The organism is Sulfitobacter sp. SH24 (assembly GCF_965641895.1).
Lineage (GTDB): Bacteria > Pseudomonadota > Alphaproteobacteria > Rhodobacterales > Rhodobacteraceae > Sulfitobacter > Sulfitobacter dubius.
This window is the reverse complement of sequence record NZ_OZ282575.1, coordinates 2,034,594-2,052,697: the sequence shown is the minus strand read 5'-3', so window position 1 is coordinate 2,052,697 and position 18,104 is coordinate 2,034,594. Positions and strand designations below refer to the sequence as shown.

The 18,104-nt window shown below is 59.8% G+C and carries 15 protein-coding genes; 3 read left to right on the top strand and 12 right to left on the bottom strand.

Annotation, left to right across the window (positions count from 1 at the left end):
• Positions 1-38: 38 nt before the first annotated feature.
• Positions 39-749: an arsenical resistance protein ArsH gene (gene arsH / locus ACSQ16_RS12685; RefSeq protein ID WP_435988517.1), complete on the top strand. Its 711-nt coding sequence runs from the start codon at positions 39-41 to the stop codon at positions 747-749.
• A gap of 64 nt (positions 750-813) precedes the next feature.
• Here the strand turns inward: arsH and ACSQ16_RS12680 are convergent, their stop codons facing one another.
• The 10 genes from ACSQ16_RS12680 to ACSQ16_RS12635 form a co-directional block, all read right to left on the bottom strand.
• Positions 814-2,253, bottom strand: coding sequence for an aldehyde dehydrogenase family protein (locus ACSQ16_RS12680; RefSeq protein ID WP_243262934.1), 1,440 nt, complete (start codon positions 2,251-2,253; stop codon positions 814-816).
• Between the two features lie 172 nt (positions 2,254-2,425).
• Entirely contained in the window at positions 2,426-3,562 is a 1,137-nt protein-coding gene (locus tag ACSQ16_RS12675) for a sensor histidine kinase (protein ID WP_243262935.1), read from the bottom strand.
• Entirely contained in the window at positions 3,562-4,569 is a 1,008-nt protein-coding gene (locus ACSQ16_RS12670; protein ID WP_243262936.1) for a SpoIIE family protein phosphatase, read from the bottom strand. Before ACSQ16_RS12670 ends, ACSQ16_RS12675 begins: the two co-directional genes overlap by 1 nt.
• Positions 4,566-5,006: an ATP-binding protein gene (locus tag ACSQ16_RS12665; RefSeq protein ID WP_243262937.1), complete on the bottom strand. Its 441-nt coding sequence runs from the start codon at positions 5,004-5,006 to the stop codon at positions 4,566-4,568. Before ACSQ16_RS12665 ends, ACSQ16_RS12670 begins: the two co-directional genes overlap by 4 nt.
• Entirely contained in the window at positions 4,978-5,331 is a 354-nt protein-coding gene (locus ACSQ16_RS12660) for an STAS domain-containing protein (RefSeq protein WP_093926425.1), read from the bottom strand. Before ACSQ16_RS12660 ends, ACSQ16_RS12665 begins: the two co-directional genes overlap by 29 nt.
• A 1-nt stretch (position 5,332) precedes the next feature.
• The gene (locus ACSQ16_RS12655; protein WP_093926424.1) at positions 5,333-6,208 is read right to left on the bottom strand and encodes an STAS domain-containing protein; all 876 of its coding nucleotides are present in this window, start codon (positions 6,206-6,208) and stop codon (positions 5,333-5,335) included.
• Positions 6,209-6,443: 235 nt separating this feature from the next.
• Positions 6,444-7,490: a quaternary amine ABC transporter ATP-binding protein gene (locus ACSQ16_RS12650; protein WP_093926423.1), complete on the bottom strand. Its 1,047-nt coding sequence runs from the start codon at positions 7,488-7,490 to the stop codon at positions 6,444-6,446.
• 8 nt (positions 7,491-7,498) lie between these two features.
• Entirely contained in the window at positions 7,499-8,524 is a 1,026-nt protein-coding gene (locus ACSQ16_RS12645) for an ABC transporter permease (RefSeq protein ID WP_243262938.1), read from the bottom strand.
• A 246-nt stretch (positions 8,525-8,770) separates the two neighbouring features.
• Positions 8,771-9,739 carry an ABC transporter substrate-binding protein gene (locus ACSQ16_RS12640; protein ID WP_093926421.1) on the bottom strand — a complete coding sequence of 323 codons (969 nt, stop codon included), beginning with the start codon at positions 9,737-9,739 and terminating at the stop codon, positions 8,771-8,773.
• Between the two features lie 301 nt (positions 9,740-10,040).
• Entirely contained in the window at positions 10,041-10,316 is a 276-nt protein-coding gene (locus ACSQ16_RS12635; protein ID WP_243262939.1) for a DUF1127 domain-containing protein, read from the bottom strand.
• A gap of 1,382 nt (positions 10,317-11,698) precedes the next feature.
• Between ACSQ16_RS12635 and ACSQ16_RS12630 the strand changes: the two genes are divergently transcribed.
• Positions 11,699-14,611, top strand: a complete 2,913-nt coding sequence (locus ACSQ16_RS12630) for a Hint domain-containing protein (protein WP_276521395.1) — start codon at positions 11,699-11,701, stop codon at positions 14,609-14,611.
• Positions 14,612-14,683: 72 nt separating this feature from the next.
• On the opposite strand, the gene ACSQ16_RS12625 is transcribed toward ACSQ16_RS12630, so the two are convergent.
• The gene (locus tag ACSQ16_RS12625) at positions 14,684-15,292 is read right to left on the bottom strand and encodes a nucleotidyltransferase family protein (RefSeq protein WP_243262940.1); all 609 of its coding nucleotides are present in this window, start codon (positions 15,290-15,292) and stop codon (positions 14,684-14,686) included.
• Positions 15,293-15,436: 144 nt separating this feature from the next.
• Between ACSQ16_RS12625 and ACSQ16_RS12620 the strand changes: the two genes are divergently transcribed.
• The gene (locus tag ACSQ16_RS12620) at positions 15,437-16,747 is read left to right on the top strand and encodes a DUF2254 domain-containing protein (protein ID WP_243262941.1); all 1,311 of its coding nucleotides are present in this window, start codon (positions 15,437-15,439) and stop codon (positions 16,745-16,747) included.
• Between the two features lie 7 nt (positions 16,748-16,754).
• On the opposite strand, the gene ACSQ16_RS12615 is transcribed toward ACSQ16_RS12620, so the two are convergent.
• Positions 16,755-18,062 carry an HlyC/CorC family transporter gene (locus ACSQ16_RS12615; RefSeq protein ID WP_243262942.1) on the bottom strand — a complete coding sequence of 436 codons (1,308 nt, stop codon included), beginning with the start codon at positions 18,060-18,062 and terminating at the stop codon, positions 16,755-16,757.
• Between the last annotated feature and the right edge of the window lie 42 nt (positions 18,063-18,104).

Here is an 18,104-nt window from a genome sequence, read left to right as displayed (position 1 = left end):
GCTCATCCGATAACCCACTGCCGCCTAAGGAAATTCCCGTGACCGATACGCCCAACATCGAAGAAGACCACTTCAACCCCATCGACGATACCCGCCTGCTTTTGCCCAAGCGCGCCACCCACGGCCCGCGCATTCTGCTGCTCTACGGCTCGCTCCGCCCGCGGTCCTTCAGCCGCCTGATGACCGAGGAAGCCGCCCGCATCCTCACCCGTCTCGGGGCCGAGACGCGGACATTTAACCCTACGGGGCTGCCGCTACCCGACGATGCGGGGCCCGAACACCCCAAGGTGCAGGAACTGCGCGATCTGGTGCAATGGTCCGAAGGCATGGTCTGGTGTTCACCCGAACGTCACGGGGCGATGACGGGCGTCATGAAAACCCAAATCGACTGGATCCCTCTATCGCTCGGCGGGGTGCGCCCGACCCAAGGCAAGACGCTGGCCGTGATGCAGGTCAGCGGCGGCTCGCAGAGTTTCAACGCAGTGAACCAGTTGCGCATCTTGGGCCGTTGGATGCGGCTGCTAACCATTCCCAACCAATCCTCAACCCCCAAAGCCTTTTTGGAGTTTGACGAGGATGACCGGATGAAACCCTCACCCTTCTATGACCGGGTGGTCGACGTGATGGAGGAACTGGTGAAGTTCACCCTGCTGACCCGCGACAACAAGGACTATCTGCTCGACCGATATAGCGAGCGAAAAGAAAGCGCTGCGGAGCTTTCCAAACGGGTGAATCAAAAGGCGATCTGACCGCCAAAACTCAAACGGCAGGGCCAATCTTGGCCCTGCCGTATTATGCTACGCTAAAAAGCGATCAGTCGTTGGACCAGCCCGAAACGGCTTTGACTTCGCAGAAGTCCTCGATCCCCCAGACGCCGCCTTCGCGCCCGTTGCCCGAGCGTTTCATGCCGCCAAAGGGCGCGCCGGCGCCGCGGCTTTCGCCGTTCATCTCAACCATGCCCGACCGCAGCTTGGCCGCCAGACGGTTGCGCCGCGCGCCATCGCTGGACTGGACGTAGTTGGTGAGGCCGTAGACCGTGTCATTGGCCATCTCGACGGCTTGATCTTCGTCCTCGAACTTCATGATCGCTAAGACGGGGCCAAAGATTTCCTCGCGGGCGATGGTCATGTCGGACGTCACATCAGCAAAAACCGTGGGTTTGACGTAGAAACCGCGGTTCAGATGCTCTGGCCGTCCGGTGCCACCGGCAACCAGCCGTGCGCCTTCGTCGATGCCTTTCTGGATCAGGTCTTGGATCTTGCCCCATTGCGCCTCGTTCACGACAGGGCCGATGTGGCGACCCTCTTCGCTGGCGGGGCCGACTTCGACCTTGTTGGCGACTTCGGCGGCGGTCTCGACCGCTTGGTCATAGGCGCTGGCTTCGACGATCATCCGGCTTGGTGCGTTACAGCTTTGGCCGGTGTTGTTCATCATATGCAGCACGCCGCGTTTCACGGCCTTGTCGTCGGCATCGGCGAAAACAAGGTTCGCGCCTTTGCCGCCAAGCTCCAGATGGACCTTTTTCAGCGTATCCGCCGCGTTCTTGGAAATCGCGATACCGGCGCGGGTGGAGCCGGTGAAGCTGACCATATCCACGTCTTCATGGCCGGTCAGGGCGGTGCCCACGGTCATACCATCGCCGTTCACAAGGTTGAAGACACCGGCGGGGAAGCCTGCCTCATCCATCATCTCGGCAAAGATCACTGCGCTCAGCGGGCTTTCCTCAGACGGTTTCAGGACCATGGTGCAGCCAGCGGCGACCGCGGCGCCCACTTTCAGCATCACTTGGTTCATCGGCCAGTTCCACGGCGTGATCATCGCCACGACGCCAACCGCCTCATGGATGATCCGGTCGTTCGGCGCGTGATCGCCCAAGGGCTTCACGAATTTGAAGTCTTTCGCCGCTTTGATGAAGTTCTTCAGGTGGCTATAACCCGCCCCCCATTGCGAGCTGCGCGCCATTTCGATGGGCGCGCCCATCTCGGTGCTGATCGCTTGGGCCATGTCCTCGGTCCGGGACTTATAGACCTCGGCCAGTTTCTCCATCAGCGCGATACGCTCTTCGGGGGCGGTGGCCATCCAACCGGGCAGGGCGGCCTTGGCCGCTGCCACGGCGGCATCCACATCCTTCGGCCCGCCGAGCGAGATCACGGTGCAGGGTTCTTCGGTCGAAGGGTTAATGACCTGATGTTCGCGGCCCTCAAGCGGGGCGACCCATTTACCGTCGATATAAAAATCACGTTTTTCGATCATGCTCTGTCTCCGTTATTGGCAAAGCGGGCGTCTTGACTGCCGCTGAGATGCGTCCGGGAATCGCCGGCTCCCGATATGCCTAGGACAATTTTACGGGGCGGAAAAGTTCAGAGGTGATTTTTGATCAAAAAGACTGGCGCAGCGGCGGAAAACCACGGGGGGCGGGGCAAGATTAATCCTGCGCCGGGAAACGGATCTCAACGCAAAGCCCGTCTTGGCCTTCGACCTTCAGCGTCGCTTCATGCTGGAACGTCAGCGTGCGGATCATTCGCCAGCCGAGTGAATCCGACCGCTCGGGCCGTTTGGCGTCCTCAGGCAGGCCAACCCCGTCGTCATAGACCTTGAGCGTCAGACCTTCGTCGTCCTCTGGGGTGACCTCAATGGTGATCACCCCTTTGTCGCGCCCTTTGAAAGCGTGTTTATAGGCGTTGGTAATCAATTCGCCGACAATCAGCCCGATATCGACGGCTAGCTTGTTGTCCATCTTAAGGCTGGGGCAAATCAGCTTGATCGCGATGCTCTGACGATCCCCGGTAAAGGCGCGTTCGGCGTTTTTCGCGACTTCATCCAGCATATCCGCCAGATCAAGATCGGTGCTGTCGGTTGAGCGTTGCATCAACTCATGAGCCTTGGAGAGCGAGCCTACGCGGGTTTCCAACTCGCGCAGCACTTGGCGGGTCTCGTCCTCTTTGGCTTGGGTCTTGCTCATCCGGATCAGCGCCACGATCAGGGCGAGGTTGTTGCCCGTGCGGTGGTGCAATTCCTGCATCAAGAGGTCACGGTCGGCGATGCCTTCGCTCAACTCGCGGTTCTGTTCGGTCAGCGCGGCGGTCGGGTCTTTGGCGTTATAGGCTTCCAGCGCTGCCATGGCGTCGGCTTTGATCTGCTCTACCGCTCCTTGCGGTTCTGGCAACAGAAACTCCGCATGAACGCGCGTGCCTTCTTGGCCGGTGTCCACATCAAACCGCGCCGCGATCCGCTGCACCCCGCGCAGGCCCAGCCCCATGCCGGTTGCCGAAACGATATCGCGCGACGGATCAAGCTTTTCTTCTTCGATACCGCGGCCTTGATCGATCACCGTCAGCCCAAGGGCGGGCTTGCCGTTCAAATCAGTCAGCGAGAACCGCGCCCGGCCTTTCTGCCCATGTTCAATCGCATTGCGGCCCAGTTCCACGGCGGCGGTCACGGTGCGCGTCCGCTCGAAAGAGGTAAAGCGCATGGCTTCTGTCAAGGTCATCGCGATCTGGCGCAGGGCCGCGATATCACCGCCTTTTTCAAGGTTCACCGAGGCGAGGTTGGTCGCTTTCATCAGTCCGCGCTCCGTGCAATGCGTATGACCACGATCGAGGCGTCATCGCGCCCGCGAAATGCCCGGTCAAGCAGGTAGCCCGCGATCAAAAGCGGAGATTTCCACAATAGACCCTGAGGGAGATAGCCGTCGCGCAGGGTTTTCAACCCATCGCTGTGCAATATCAGCAGATCCCCCGGTTCGAGGTCAAAGGTTTCTTCATAGCCACGGGTGGCGCGTGCGCCGATCCGCCCATCGCGGACGGGCAGGCGTTTGATATCGCCGTCGCGCACCCGCAGCGTGGCGATGTTGCCCAAGGCCGCATAGCGCAGCACCATCTGTGGCTGTGCGATATGCACAAGGGCCGCCACCGCGCCGCGCTTCCCGATCAACTGCTCGGTCACCTCATGCATCACGGCACCGGGTTCGCTGTTAAAGCTGCGCGAGCGCAACACGGCCTCGGTCACCTCTAGCGATGCCGCCGCTGCGTCGGTTCCGTGGCCCAACCCGTCACACAGCAGAATATCCGTGGCCTTGGGCGTTTGGCGCAGCAGATAGGCGTCGCCGCACTCATCCTCATTTGGATGGCAAACCCGAAGCCCCACAGCTTCGACGCCATAGGTCGGGCGGGGGGCCTCTTTTGCAAAGCTGCAAACGATGGTGGTACCAACCTCAGGGCCGCTGAAAATGTCGAAGCCGTTCGACAGGCGTCGGATCGCGCCAAGGCCCAGCCCGGCGGAATCGCCGCTGCTCATGCCATCTTGGAACATTTGATCCATGTCGCTGATGCCGGGACCACGGTCGGTAAAGATCATTATGATCTCGTCGCCCTTGCCCTCGGCAGGGGCGTTGATCAAAACACGACCCTGTTCTGCATAGCGCAGGATATTGGTCGTGGCCTCGGTGGCGACGATCGCCAGTTCATCAATCCGCAGCTTGGGCCAATCATGCCGTGTGGCCAGACTGCGCGCCGCGCGGCGGACTACGGCGATGGCGCTTTGGTCCTGTACTTCGACCCATTGTTTCATAGGTTTACACTCATCAACACGCTGGTGCCCCCGCCAATGGCGGTGCGGATTTCAAATATCTTGGCAAGCCGTTTTGCGCCTCCCAAGCCCCGGCCAAGTCCGCCGCCTGAAGTATAGCCGTCGGTCAGGGCCAGTTCCACATCTTCAATCCCTGGCCCCTTGTCCCAACAGACCACGGTTAGCTGCTTGGCCCTTGGATCGACATAGATGGAAAATTCGCCCCCGCCAGCGTGAACAATCGCATTGCGCGCGATTTCACTGACGGCGGTGGCAAAGCGTGTCACACTCAGCGCCGTGGCGCCGTGTTCTTTCATATAGCGCGCTACAGCTTGGCGCACCGTTACCGCGTCGCCGCTGGTCCTCAACTTGTACTGAGAGAGAAGGACCTGCGCCCCAAGGTCCTTTTCGTCAAACGCGGCGTAGCTGGGCAAGGGCATGTGTCAGGCTTAACGCGGTGCGGATTTCTGGCAGGTACATGCCAAGCTCGACCAGCGTGACCGCCACCGTGGGGCGCATGCCGACAACATAGGTATCCGCCGCCAGCAGGCGGGAGATCCCCGCCAACTGGGCGATCACACGGCCCACGAAGGTATCCACGATCTCAAGCGCTGAGATATCAAGGATCACCCCATCGACGCGGTTCTCGGATATTTTGGTCGACAACCGGTCTTGAAGCTCCAAGATCTCGGTGTCCGTGATGTCATCCTGTATCGAAACGAGGAGCGCATGTTCGACCAGATTTATCGACGTGACACCGGCCACCTTATTGGCCCTCGGTTTTCTTGATCACATAGCCGACGGTCAACAGCGCGTCCGACAGGGCGGTGCGGATGCTCGACCGGGTGGAAACGGTGCCGACATCAATGCCAAGCTGCACCATTGTCTGCGCGATCATCGGGCTGATGCCGCTGATGATGCACTCGGCCCCCATCAGGCGCACGGCAGCGGCCGCGCGCAGCAAGTGCTGCGCCACCTGCGTGTCGACGGTGCCGACGCCGGTGATGTCCATGATGACCACTTCGGCCTGACGCTCCAGAATGGTCTGAAGCAGGTTCTCCATCACCTCTTGGGCGCGGGCGGAATCCAGCGTGCCGATCAGTGGCAGGGTCAAAACGCGGTCCCAAAGCTCGACGACCGGGGTCGACAGTTCCAGCATCTCTTGGCGTTGCCGATCAATGATCTGCTCACGCTCAAGAATGAAAATTTCGTTGGTGTAAATGGCAAAGGCGTCGACCAAACGGGTGACCAGCATCACGTCGCGGATCAAGACGCCGTGGTCGCTGTCCAGCATCGCTTCGAGCCGCTTAAACAGCGGGGTCTTCAACGCCAGAACAAAGGTCGCCATTTCGGTCGGAGTCACGCCACGGTTGACCCGCTCGCGGCTCACATCGGCCAGAACGGCGCGCAGGTCGTCCCATTGGTTGTCGTCAAAGTCGAAATCTTCGCCGGTGACGCCATCGCGCACACCTTTGGAGAATGCTTTGAGCAATTCGCGGTTCTGGTTCCGGCTCTCCGCATCAGAGAACAGGTCAGAACGCTTTACGCCTTCTTTGACCTGCGTTCCCAGCCACTCCTCGATGATGCCTTTGAAATCGGTGTCGAGAACAGTCAGAATATTGGCCGTAGCAGATTGCGGCATCTTGAACCCCAGTGTTTATTTCATCCCCCATAGGCCAATCGTGGGGCAAAGTGTCAATAGGATGCATAGATTTTGATCGGCGGCAATGCGCCGTTCTGCAGAATGAAAGGCGACTTAAGCTGCTGTTTTTAAGCGGTCTCTCGCGGTGGCGGCGGAGCAGAGGGGGCAGAAAGGGCAGCGCCGACGCTTTGGCCGGGCGCTGCCCCTGTCTTGTCGCGGTTAGGTTGCCGTGGCGTTACTCTGCTGCTTCGCCGGGGTGGCGCGGCACCAGCGCGCGTACCAGATCGCGCATATGCAGCACGCCGACCTGACGGCCTTCGCGCATGACGCGGTAGTTGTTGGTCGTGTCACCTCCGGAAACCGCGATGATCGATTCCAGTGTGTCGTCGTGGTCAACCTCGCCCGCCACGTCGCTGGGCGGTACGTCAGTCTTCTCCATGACCGAGCGGACGCGCAGCACCCGCGCGCGGTTAATGTCGCTGACGAAGGCTTCGATATACGGGTCGTTGGGGTTCAGCAGAATATGCTGCGGCTCGCCTTGTTGCACGATGAACCCGTCTTTCAGGATCACCAGATGGTCCGCCAGTTTCAGCGCCTCGTCCAGATCGTGGGTGATGAAGATCACCGTCTTATGCAACTCGGCCTGCAACTCGATCAGCAGATCCTGCATGTCGGTCCGGATCAGCGGATCGAGGGCCGAAAACGCCTCATCCATCAGCATCACGTCAGAGTTCGACGTCAGCGCCCGCGCGATGCCCACACGTTGCTGCATCCCGCCCGAAAGCTGTGCCGGATACTGGTCGCCCTGACCCTGTAGACCCACACGGTCGAGCCATTTCGTCGCCTCAGCCGCGTATTTCTTGCGGGTCTTGCCTTCGATCTCCCAAGAGATCCCGGCGTTCTCCAACACGGTGCGATGCGGCAGCAGCGCGAACTTCTGAAACACCATCGACATCTCGTGCTTGCGCATCTCACGCAGCCGCCGCTCGTTATAGTCGAGGATGTTCTCGCCGTTCATGATCACCTCGCCCGAGGTGGGGTCAATGAGCCGGTTAAGGTGCCGGATCAGCGTGGACTTGCCCGAGCCGGAAAGCCCCATGATCACCGTGGTCTTGCCCGCAGGCATGTCCACGTTGATGTTGTTGAGGCCCAGCACATGGCCGGTCTCGGCCTGAAGGTCGGCCTTGCTCATGCCGCCGCGCACCTTCTCCAGCGCGCCCTGTGGGTCATCGCCAAAGATTTTATACAGGTTGCGAACGCAGATTTTGATATCGTCTGTCATGGCTGGTCTCACTTCTGCGATGCATTGATCCGCGCAAGCGCGGCTTTGGTGACCCGGTCAAGGATGATCGCCAAAAGGACGATCCCCAGACCCGACAGAAGACCGACACCCAACTCAAGGCTTCGGATGCCGCGCAGTACCAGCACACCCAGACCGGGGGCCGAAACGAGCGAGGCGATGACGACCATTGCAAGGCTCATCATGATGGTCTGGTTCACACCGGCCATGATGTTAGGCAGCGCCAGCGGGATCTGCACCTTGTAGAGCTTTTGACGGTTGGTCATGCCAAAGGCATCTGCGGCCTCGATCACGTCCTGATCGACAAGGCGAATGCCAAGGTCGGTCAGGCGCACCACTGGCACGATGGCGTAAAGGATGATGGCGATGCCGTAGAGCTTCGGCTCGGTCACCGAGAACAGGAAGATCAGCGGGATCAGATAGACAAAGGGCGGCAGGGTTTGCAGCATGTCCAAGATCGGGATCATCGTGCGCTGCACCCGGTCACTGCGCGACATGGCGATGCCAATGGGCACACCCAAAAGCACGCATATGAATGCACAGACAAAGATGATCGCCAGCGTCTGCATGGTGTGGTCGTAAAAGTCGATGAAGGCGAGAAAGCCAAAGACCAGCGCGACCAGACCGACCAATTTCAACGAGCGGCCAACGGTATAGGTGATGACCATCAACAGCGGGATCATAATGAACCACGGCACCGCCTGCATGATCCACAACGCGTTCTCCAATGCCCAGCTCAGCGGTTGGGTCAGCGGGTCGACGACCACCTTCAGGCTGTCCTTGATCGAAAGAAACCCTTGTTCCAGCCCTTGGGTCAGGTCGCGCGACTGCGGGATCGCATCGCAGCTATCGTGCAGCGCATCGAGCGAGGGGAAGGGCATGTCCCAGAGCGTCGTGTCGGTATCACCGCCCGCTTGGCCCATGAGGTCGGCCATGGAGCTAAGCCCACCGCCTTGGTCGTCGCCACACCAGCCGCGCAGGCCGAGCGTGTCAAAGAAATTGTCGTAAGTTGCCATCTGTCGCTTTCCCGGTCTGGAACACACCGTTTGCTTTTTGAGAGGCGGTTCAACATGCGCGTCGCACGGAACAACTTGCCCCAAAGAGGGGCGGCAAATCTACACCTATGTCCTTGCAAAGAAACTGCGCAGCGCGGCCAAAGCCCGCGCGCAGTGGGTGTGAAAAGACGTAAGTTTTGCCGCCAGTTCTGAAACAATCGGGCGGGAACCTGAAAAGGTCCCCGCCCGATAATCTGTCATACTGTCTTACTGCTCAAGCAGCTTGGACAGGTTGCCACGGGCGTCTTCGCTCAGCCAATCGGCCCAGACGTCCTTGTTGTTCTGCAAGAAGTAAACAGCCGCTTCTTCGTTGGAGGCGTTGTTCTCACCCTGCCAAGCCAGCAGTTGGCTCATCGAGTCTGTTTTGAAGGTCACATTGCCGATGAATTCCGCGATCTCGGGGTTCGCGTCGTGGAAATCTTTGGTCATGACAGTCAGCACCGGCGCCGTTGGGAATGCCGATGCCTTGGGCTCCGGCGTGTCGGCGTTTTGGTTGGCGCTATGCGCAGCTTCGTCATATTCGCCCAGATCGACGCTGGTCATGTCGTATTTGCCAAGCGGGGTGGTCGGCGCCCAGTAGTAGCCGAACCAAGGCTCTTGGCTCTCGTAGGCCGACGCCATCGAGGTCACCATCGTCTCGCCTGAGCCGTGGTTGAAGACTTCGATGCCGTTGCCTTCGAGGTCATAGGCGCGTGCGAGGTTGTCGCTCACCACGCGGCAGCCCCAGCCATCGGGGCAGTTGTTGAACATGCCGCCGACCAGTTCGGGATTTTCCAGAATGCCTTCGATGGTCTTAAGCTCGGGGTGTTCTTCGGCCAGATAGGTGGGGATCCACCAGCCTTCGACGCCGCCGGGATCGAGGACGGAGGTCAGCTCGACGATCTTACCGTCCGCTTTCAGCTTTTTGTAGGCGTCACCGGCGGAGTTCGGCCACAGTTCGGGCACGATGTCCGGCTCGTTGTTTTCCGACAGCGATGTCACGGCAGGCGTGGTGTCGGACGGGACAACGGTCACGTCGCAGGAATAGCCTTGGACCAGCAGGAATTCGGTCACGGCGGTGACGATCTGCGCCGAAGCCCAGTTCATTTCCGCGATCGAGACTTCGCCGCAATCCTGAGCGGCAGCAGCCATGGGGGTCGCGACGGCGAAAACCGTGCCAAGTAAATAGCGTTTCATAGTGATATCTCCTCTATTGTATCCGCAGTTCCGCGCAGGCGCGGTCCGCTGATTTAGTGACCCGTTGCATGAGTAAGAAGCCAGTCGCGCGGATTGGCGCGGCAGCTTTGGATGGCCGGGTTTGCTGGAGATAAGAAAACAGGTCGGTCGGCTAAGTGCAACACGATTGCGTGACGATACACGCAAGATCAGGCCCCGCGCCGGTGTCGGCGCGGAGGATTGGAAGGTGGCAGCCCGATGCGAGGCGCCATATAGATAGGGCCGTTCGCGCGTCATTCGGCAGACGCGCGCGCCCAAGCCATCAGCGGCGGGAAAAACTTTCCATGTCGCGAATATGCTGCGGAATGTCTTTGCGGTTGATGCCGATATCTTGCAGCAGACGGTCGTCCATGGCGTTCAGGGTCGACAGGGTGCGGTTACGTTCCCAACGGCGGGCCGTGTCGCGCAGCACACGGCGCAGCATGGCGACAAGTGCCAGGCCGTCTGGCGCACCGGCATGGGGCATTGCGCTTCCGGCAAAGGCGTTTCCGGGCATTCCGGCGATTTGGTTGGTGTTTTTCAGCAGGCGGAAATGCATAGCATGCTCCATATCTATTTAGTGTCAGAGGTGGATGGATCCGCGAAAGATGACGGTCTGTGCAAAAAGGCCGGGCCGGGTCGGTCGTGTGGGTCTCATCCCGAGTGTGATCCGGAAAGTCAGTTGGAACCCCCATGGCACGAACAGGCGGATCGGCCTGTCCGACCGGGGCTACCGGCGGTTCAGCAATGTGCCCGGTCTGCGCGGGCGCCTCATATGAACTGCATACATCAACATAGGGCGCATTTGGTTCACCCGAGCGGCCTTTGCAATAGGGTGGAATGGGGGTGTGACAACCTGCCACATGCAGAGGCCGCATCGCACAGTATGGTTGGATTATCGCCTGTGTCGCCGCCGTGTCTGCACCGTGTCGTTTGGGGCGCATGAAAGGTCGTTTTGAGCGCCGGTTCGAGGTGGTTTTGGGCAGGGGGGATAGAGGACAATACTGTGCTTGGTAGCGGTCATCTGATTTAGCGGTTTTGTTCGCGCCGCCGCTTGTTCATGTCGGGGGTGGTTTAGTCGCCATATCAGCTTTATCGCGCTCAGCTGGCGTTCTTTCAGGGCTGGGGTTCCGGTTTCAGCCTCGCTTCTCCGGTCAAGGTGATTCGACGTAAATAAGGCGCGCGCAGGGGCGTCGCGTCACCAGTTTCACAGGTTTTGGCCGCATTGGTTCCATGCCGTGAACAAGCATTCAGGAAATATGACAAGAACATGGCGTCGCGCTTAAGGTCATTTTGTGGCGCAATTGTAGCAATATATGAAACAGTTTCCTCGGCGGTCGCGCGTATCCGGCGGTCGCGTTTCGTTCTTTTTCCTTAATTTTATGACGATCTGCTAATTTGGCACCCTGAGCCGAGGAAACAATCGCCGCAATCTGACCTGCTAAACCACCTGAATTGTGGCAAAACTTCACTTGGTTCCGGCAAGTTTCAAACATTTTTCGCTTTGTCCATGAGAATAGGTTGTCTATTCATATAGGTGCCCAACTGGGGGGCATAAGAAGTCTGTAGGTCACGGGGGCGGCCGCATTGAGCGCATCGAGTATGCGGGAAATGTGGGTACGCCGTATAGTTTGCGACCGTATTCACAAAGCCACCGGGAAATTCATCTCGGTTAAGGCCCTATGCCGGCTTGTTCCCCACGTTGTTGCAAAAGGTGCGTGCCGTCAGACCTGGAGCTTTAGCCAGCGGGGCGCGTATGAACGGAGGGAGAGACAAGATGATACGAAAGCGACTGGCCAGTCCATCGGCCTTCTGCGGGGCAAGAAATGCCCAATTCAGCCGCTCTTCCGTTCGGCGCCCTATTCGTCAGATTGAAACTGCATTCACTTCCAAGACGGCCGCGTTGCGCGCCGCGTGCAACACCGCTCAGGAGAATTCACAATGATTAGAACACTTGATTTCAACGCGTTCAGCGCAGGCACCGTCGTCGATGATGAATACGCAGATCTGGGCGTCACGGTTTCGGCCAGCGGCGGCTCCGGTCAGGCGATGGTCTTTGACAGCAGCAATCCAACAGGCGGTGATAGCGATCTGGGATCCGACACGCTTGAAGGTCTGTTGATCGTCTCGGAAGACGGCGACCAGAGCGACCCTGACGACAACGCGGGCGGCGGCAGCCTGTTCTTCGACTTCGAAGATGGCGTCCAGATGAAGAGCCTGACTTTCAAAGACATCGAAGAAACCGGCGGCGAAGGCACGCGGATGATTTTCTACGATGCGAATGGCAATGTCATCGACAACCAATTCGTTGACCCAACAGGGGACGGGGGAGAGCGGACTGTGCTGCTTAACGTGCAGGACGTGTCCCGTATGGAGGTCCGTTTTGAAGGCTCAGGTGCGATTGATAACGTGACCTTTGATGATGGCCAGCCCCAAGGTGGCGGCAACGATGCCCCGGTGGCCGAAGATGACATGCTGGAGATCGACGAAGACACCTCTGGCACCGTTGACGTGTTGGGTAATGACACAGACGCCAATGGCGACACGCTGACCATCACCATGGCAAGCTGCCCCGTCGGTGATGTTGTCATCAACGATGATGGCACGCTGACTTTCACGCCGAACGCAGATTTCAACGGTGACACCACAATTACCTACACCGTGGATGACGGCAACGGCGGCACCGATACCGGCACTGTTAATGTCACCGTAAACCCGGTGAACGACGCGCCCGTCGCAAACGACGACACGGCCAGCACCACCGGCACCGATGCGGTTGTGATCCCGGTTCTGGAAAACGACACCGACGTTGACGGCGACGTGCTGAGCGTGGCGGATGCCTCCAGCGACGATGGCACCGTGACCATTAACGACGACGGCACCATCACCTTTGAAGCCGACGACGGTTTCACCGGCGACGCGACAATCACCTACACCGTGTCCGATCCCGACGGTCTGACCGATGAGGGCACCGTGACGGTCACCGTGGGTGACGGCGGCGCGACCCGCGACGGCTATGTTGACGGCACGGCGGGCGCAGACCTGATCGACACCGCCTATACCGGCGATCCCGATGGCGACATGATCGACAACGACGACGCGCTGCTGCCCGGTGCCGAAGGCGATGACGACTACGTCCGCGCAGGCGACGGCGACGACACCATTCTTGCGGGCGACGGCGATGACATCGTCGAAGGCGGCGCAGGATCCGACGAAGTCTATGGTGGCGACGGTGACGATATGATCACCACCGGCAACGGCGATATCGCACCTGATCTGGGCTATCCAGAAAGCGACAGCGACAGCCTGAGCTTTGACCCCGACACCGATCCCGAGAACGACCGCGACTATGTCGACGGCGGTGCGGGCAATGACACGATCAGCACCGGCGACGACCGTGACACCATCTATGGCGGCACCGGCGATGATGTCATCAACGCAGGCATCGACGATGACTTTGTCGACGGTGGCGACGGCGATGACCGTATCGTTGGCGGCGAAGGCAACGACAGTCTGCTCGGCGGTGCTGGCAATGACACGATCTATGCTGGCAACGACCCCGATCTGGGTCTCGACGTGCTCGACATCCCCGACGAAGAAGACGCGTCCAACCCCTTCACCCCAGACCGCAACCCGACCAACGGGATGGATACGGTCGACGGTGGGGCAGGCGATGACGTGATCTATGGCGCCGATGACGCAGACCTGCTGCGCGGCGGCTCGGGTGACGACTATATCGACGGCCAGATCGACGATGACATCATCGAAGGCAACACCGGCAACGACACGCTGCTTGGGGGTCAGGGCGACGACAGCATCTCCGGCGGTCAGGGCAATGACATGCTCTATGGCGGTACTGGCGATGACACGCTGCGCGGCAACCGTGACGACGACTATCTCGAAGGCGGCGAGGGCAACGATCTGCTCGACGGTGGCGGCGAGAATGACACGCTGATGGGCGGCGAGGGCGATGACACGCTGATGGGCGGTCAGGGCGATGATCTGCTAGACGGTGGTGCGGGTGTTGACGTGATGACCGGCGGGGCCGATCAGGACAGCTTTGTTAACGTGAATGCGGGCGATGATGTCGACGGTGGCAGCGCCGGCGTGGACTTTGACACGCTCGACCTGCGCGGCTCGGCGCCAGAGGGGGGCCGTTTGGAGGTCACCTATACGTCGGACGACCGCGAAGACGGTTTTGTTGACTACTTCAACGAAGACGGCAGCGAGGCCGGGCGTCTGAACTTTGTCGAGATCGAGAATGTGATCCCCTGTTTCACACCCGGCACCAAAATCGCCACGCCAAAAGGCGAGGTCCGTGTTGAGGAGCTTCAGGTCGGTGACCGGGTCATCACCCGCGACAACGGCATTCAGACGATCCGTTGGGTCGGTGCCCGTGAGATGACAGGGGCCGAGTTCGAAATGGCCGCACATCTCAAGCCGGTGCTGATCCGCAAGGGCGCGCTTGGCAATGCACTGCCCGAGCGTGACATGATGGTCAGCCCCAACCACCGCGTGCTGGTCGCCAACGAGAAGACAGCGCTGTATTTTGAAGAGCGTGAAGTCTTGGTCGCGGCGAAACATCTGACCGGTATGGACGGCATCGACGTGGTCGAAGTCTCTGGCACCACTTACATCCACGTGATGTTTGACCGCCATGAGGTGATCCTGTCGGACGGCACATGGACCGAAAGCTTCCAGCCTGGTGATATGTCGCTGGCCGGTATCGGCGAAGAGCAACGCAACGAGATCCTTGAGCTCTTCCCAGAGCTTGCGACGCAAGAGGGTATCGAAGGATATACCGCCGCGCGGCGTTCGCTGAAAAAGCACGAAGCCAGCTTGCTGGTAAAATAAACCCGCGGGGGCGGGAAGCGATGCAGCTTAGAAACGGGGCGGGTGACCGCCCCGTTTTCTTTTGTGCGGGGGCTATTTCTCCCGCTGCTGGATCCGCCATGCGGCCCAGTCTTCAGGGGTGTCGAGATCTAGCCTTGCGCGCTGACCGGGCAGGGGGACCAGTTGCACACGGCCTGCGGCACCGCGAACCACCGCGCGCCCGCCATCATCGCCGCTAAGCTGCCTAAGCTGATCGAACAGCGCCGCTGCAAAGATGATCGGATGTCCGGGCGTGCCGTCTTCAGTCGCCGCCCGCCAGATCAATGTCTCGCTGTTCAGATCAACCGCCGCCGCGAGGCGGGTAAGGTCTGCCGCCTGCACCTCTGGCATATCGGCCAGCATCACCATCGCCGCTGGGGTCTTGGGCGGGAGGACGGCAAAGGCACCCCGAAGGCTCGCCCCCATGCCCTCGGCCGCATCAGAGATGGGCAGGGCGGTGACCTCAAGCCCGCTGAGCGCGGTATAGCGCGGGTGCGGCGCTGGCGGCAGGGCAACTGTGACGGGGCCAAGGCATAGCGCGAGTTGGGCCTGACGGCGCAGCAAGGGCTGGCCGCCGATGTCTTCCATCAATTTGTCACGCCCGCGCATCCGGGTCGAGGCACCAGCGGCAAGGAGGATCACGGGGAGAGGGGTATGTGTCATGCCGCCAGAATAGCGGGGGAATGGCGCGGGGATAAGACCCTTCGGGGCTAGGGCCGCGTAGGCGATACCCCAACAGTCCCTTCAGGCCGAAGATTCCCGCTAAGGCACCGTTGGCAGGGCGCTTTTTCGTGCTACCCTTGCCCCATGAACATTAAAGATCTGATCCCGCATACCCTGTTTCGCAAGGCCCGCGAATATTCCCGCAAGCTTTGGGTGCGGGTGGTTTTCATGGGGCTGTTGGCCTTTGTCGCCCTTGGGATGACGCAACTGTTTGAACCCTTGGTGCCCAAGGAAGTCGCAACGCGCTTAACAGGCGACGCCGCGGATCGGCTGTTACAAATCATTGCGGATGCGATGTTGGCTGTAACGATCTTTTCGATCACGATTATGGTCACGGTCTACCGCTCTACCTCGGCGCAGTTTACGCCGCGTGCGCATCGGTTGATTATCCAAGATCGGACCACCCAGAACACGCTTGCAGTGTTCATCGGTGCCTATGTCTATGCGTTGGTGGCAATCATCATGCGCGAACTGGGTATCTATGTCGACGAACGCTCCTTCGTGCTGTTTCTGACAACGGTCATGGTGCTGGCGATTATCGTGGTCTTTCTGATCCGCTGGGTGCTGCATCTGCAAGGCTTTGGCAGTCTGATCGACACCACGCGCCAGATCGAAAGCGTGACCACCTCGCTGTTTAAGGAACGGCTGAAAACCCCTTGTATGGGCGGCCACCCTTTGACGGGTCCGGCCCCCGCAGATGCCCGTCCAATCCTTGCCCGCGAAAGCGGTTATCTGAAACATATCTACCCCGAAGCCCTCGATCAGCAGGCCCGCGATCATGGGGTTGAGGTCTATCTTACCCGGCGGATTGGGGATTTCGTCTTTGTGGGAGAGCCGCTGGTGAGGGCCGCCCGCCGTGGTAGCCCGCAGGATGCCGAACATGATTGGGAAAGCCTTGAGGAGAAAGTAATCAGCACCGTTCGGCTGGGCGATCTGCGCACCTTTGACCAAGACCCGCGTTTTGGGTTGCGTGTGCTGGGAGAGGTCGCCTCAAAAGCGTTGTCGCCGGGGATCAACGATGGCGGCACGGCGATTGATGTGATCACCCGTATCGGGCGCATTCTGTCCTATTACTCGGACGAAGCGGAACCCACAGAGGAAGTGGAACTGCCCAACCTGCATATCGCGCCCATTGAGGCAGAGGCGCTGATCGAGGATGGTTTCGGCGCATTGGCCCGCGACGGTGCGTCTGTGGTTGAGGTGCAGATGGCTTTGCAACAGGTGCTTGCCGGATTGATGCATCATCCTGATGCGGGCCTTGCCGCCGCAGCCCGAGAAGCGGCAGAGAACCATCTGCGCCGCGCCTTTGAGGAAGTGCCCTTTGGCCCAGACCGGGCGCGCATTTGGTCCGCCGCGCAGGAAGATGTGCGCGCGGCGGTGCAGTCGCCGGAATAACCCGCGCTTAGAGCGGACGGATCTTCAGCTGGGTAATGCGGTTGCCGTCCCGCTCAATCACCTCGAACCGGAAACCGTGGAACGAGAAAACCTGCCCCACGGTGGGGATCATCTGCGCCTCATGGATGACCAGACCAGCGATGGTATTGGCCTCATCATCGGGCAGCGACCAATCCGTTGCGCGGTTGAGGTCGCGGATCGTCATCGCACCTTCGACCATCAAATGCCCGTCTTCGGATTGCTTTAACGGGTGATCCGCATCGGGGTCGAATTCATCGGTGATCTCGCCCACGATTTCTTCCAGAATATCCTCAAGCGTGATTAGACCTTGAAGCGAGCCATATTCATCCACCACCAGCGCAAAATGCGTGCGGCGGCGCAGGAACTGGCGCATCTGTTCATCGAGGGTTGAGGTTTCGGGCACGAAATAGGGTTTCATCACCACATCGGCCACGTTGAACCCTTTGAGCGCCGCCGCATTGCCATTGGGGCCGCCGATCAGCTTGTACATGGCGCGCAACAGGTCTTTGGCGTGGATCACGCCGATGATGTTTTCAGGGTCATCGCGGAAAACGGGCAGGCGTGTGTGGTTCGATTGCAGGCATTTTTCCATGATGTCGGTCGGGTCGGATGCCGCGTCGATCATCTCGATCCCCGAACGGTGCAGCATGACCTCTTCGACCGCGCGTTCGCGCAGGTCGAGCGCGCCCAAGATGCGGTCGCGGTCCTCTTTTTCGACGACACCCTCGGAATGGCCCAGTTGCAACGCCCCGGCGATCTCTTCGCGCACGGCGAGGATGTTGCTGTCGGGGTCAATCTGCACCCCAAACAGCCGCAGCACACCGCGTACGAAATACCGCACTGCCGTCACGACCGGAGAGAACATAAACACCACAAGGCTAATGGGCCGCGAAACCAGCGCGGCGGCAGTCTCGGCATTGGTGATGGCATAGGTCTTGGGCAGAACCTCGGAGAAGACGAGCACCAGAAGCGTCATCACCAATGTTGCCAGCGCCACACCGCTCTCACCGAAAAGCCGCGTAAACAGCGCCGTCGCCATGGAGGCTGCAAGGATGTTGACCAAGTTGTTGCCCAGAAGGACCGAACCGATCAGCCGCTCATTATCCTCGGTGATCTTGAGCGCCCGTATCGCCCCGCTTGACCCTTTGTCGGCCTGCGCACGCAGTTTGCCGCGCGAGGCGGCGGTCAGCGCCGTTTCGGACCCCGAAAAGAAGCCTGACAGGACAAGGAGAAAAAGGATAATTCCGGTACTGATCCAGAAAGCGGTGTCAAAAAGGGCGGGGCCCGTTTCCATGAGGTCTAAATCCATCCATTATGTGTGTGATTGTTATGGGCG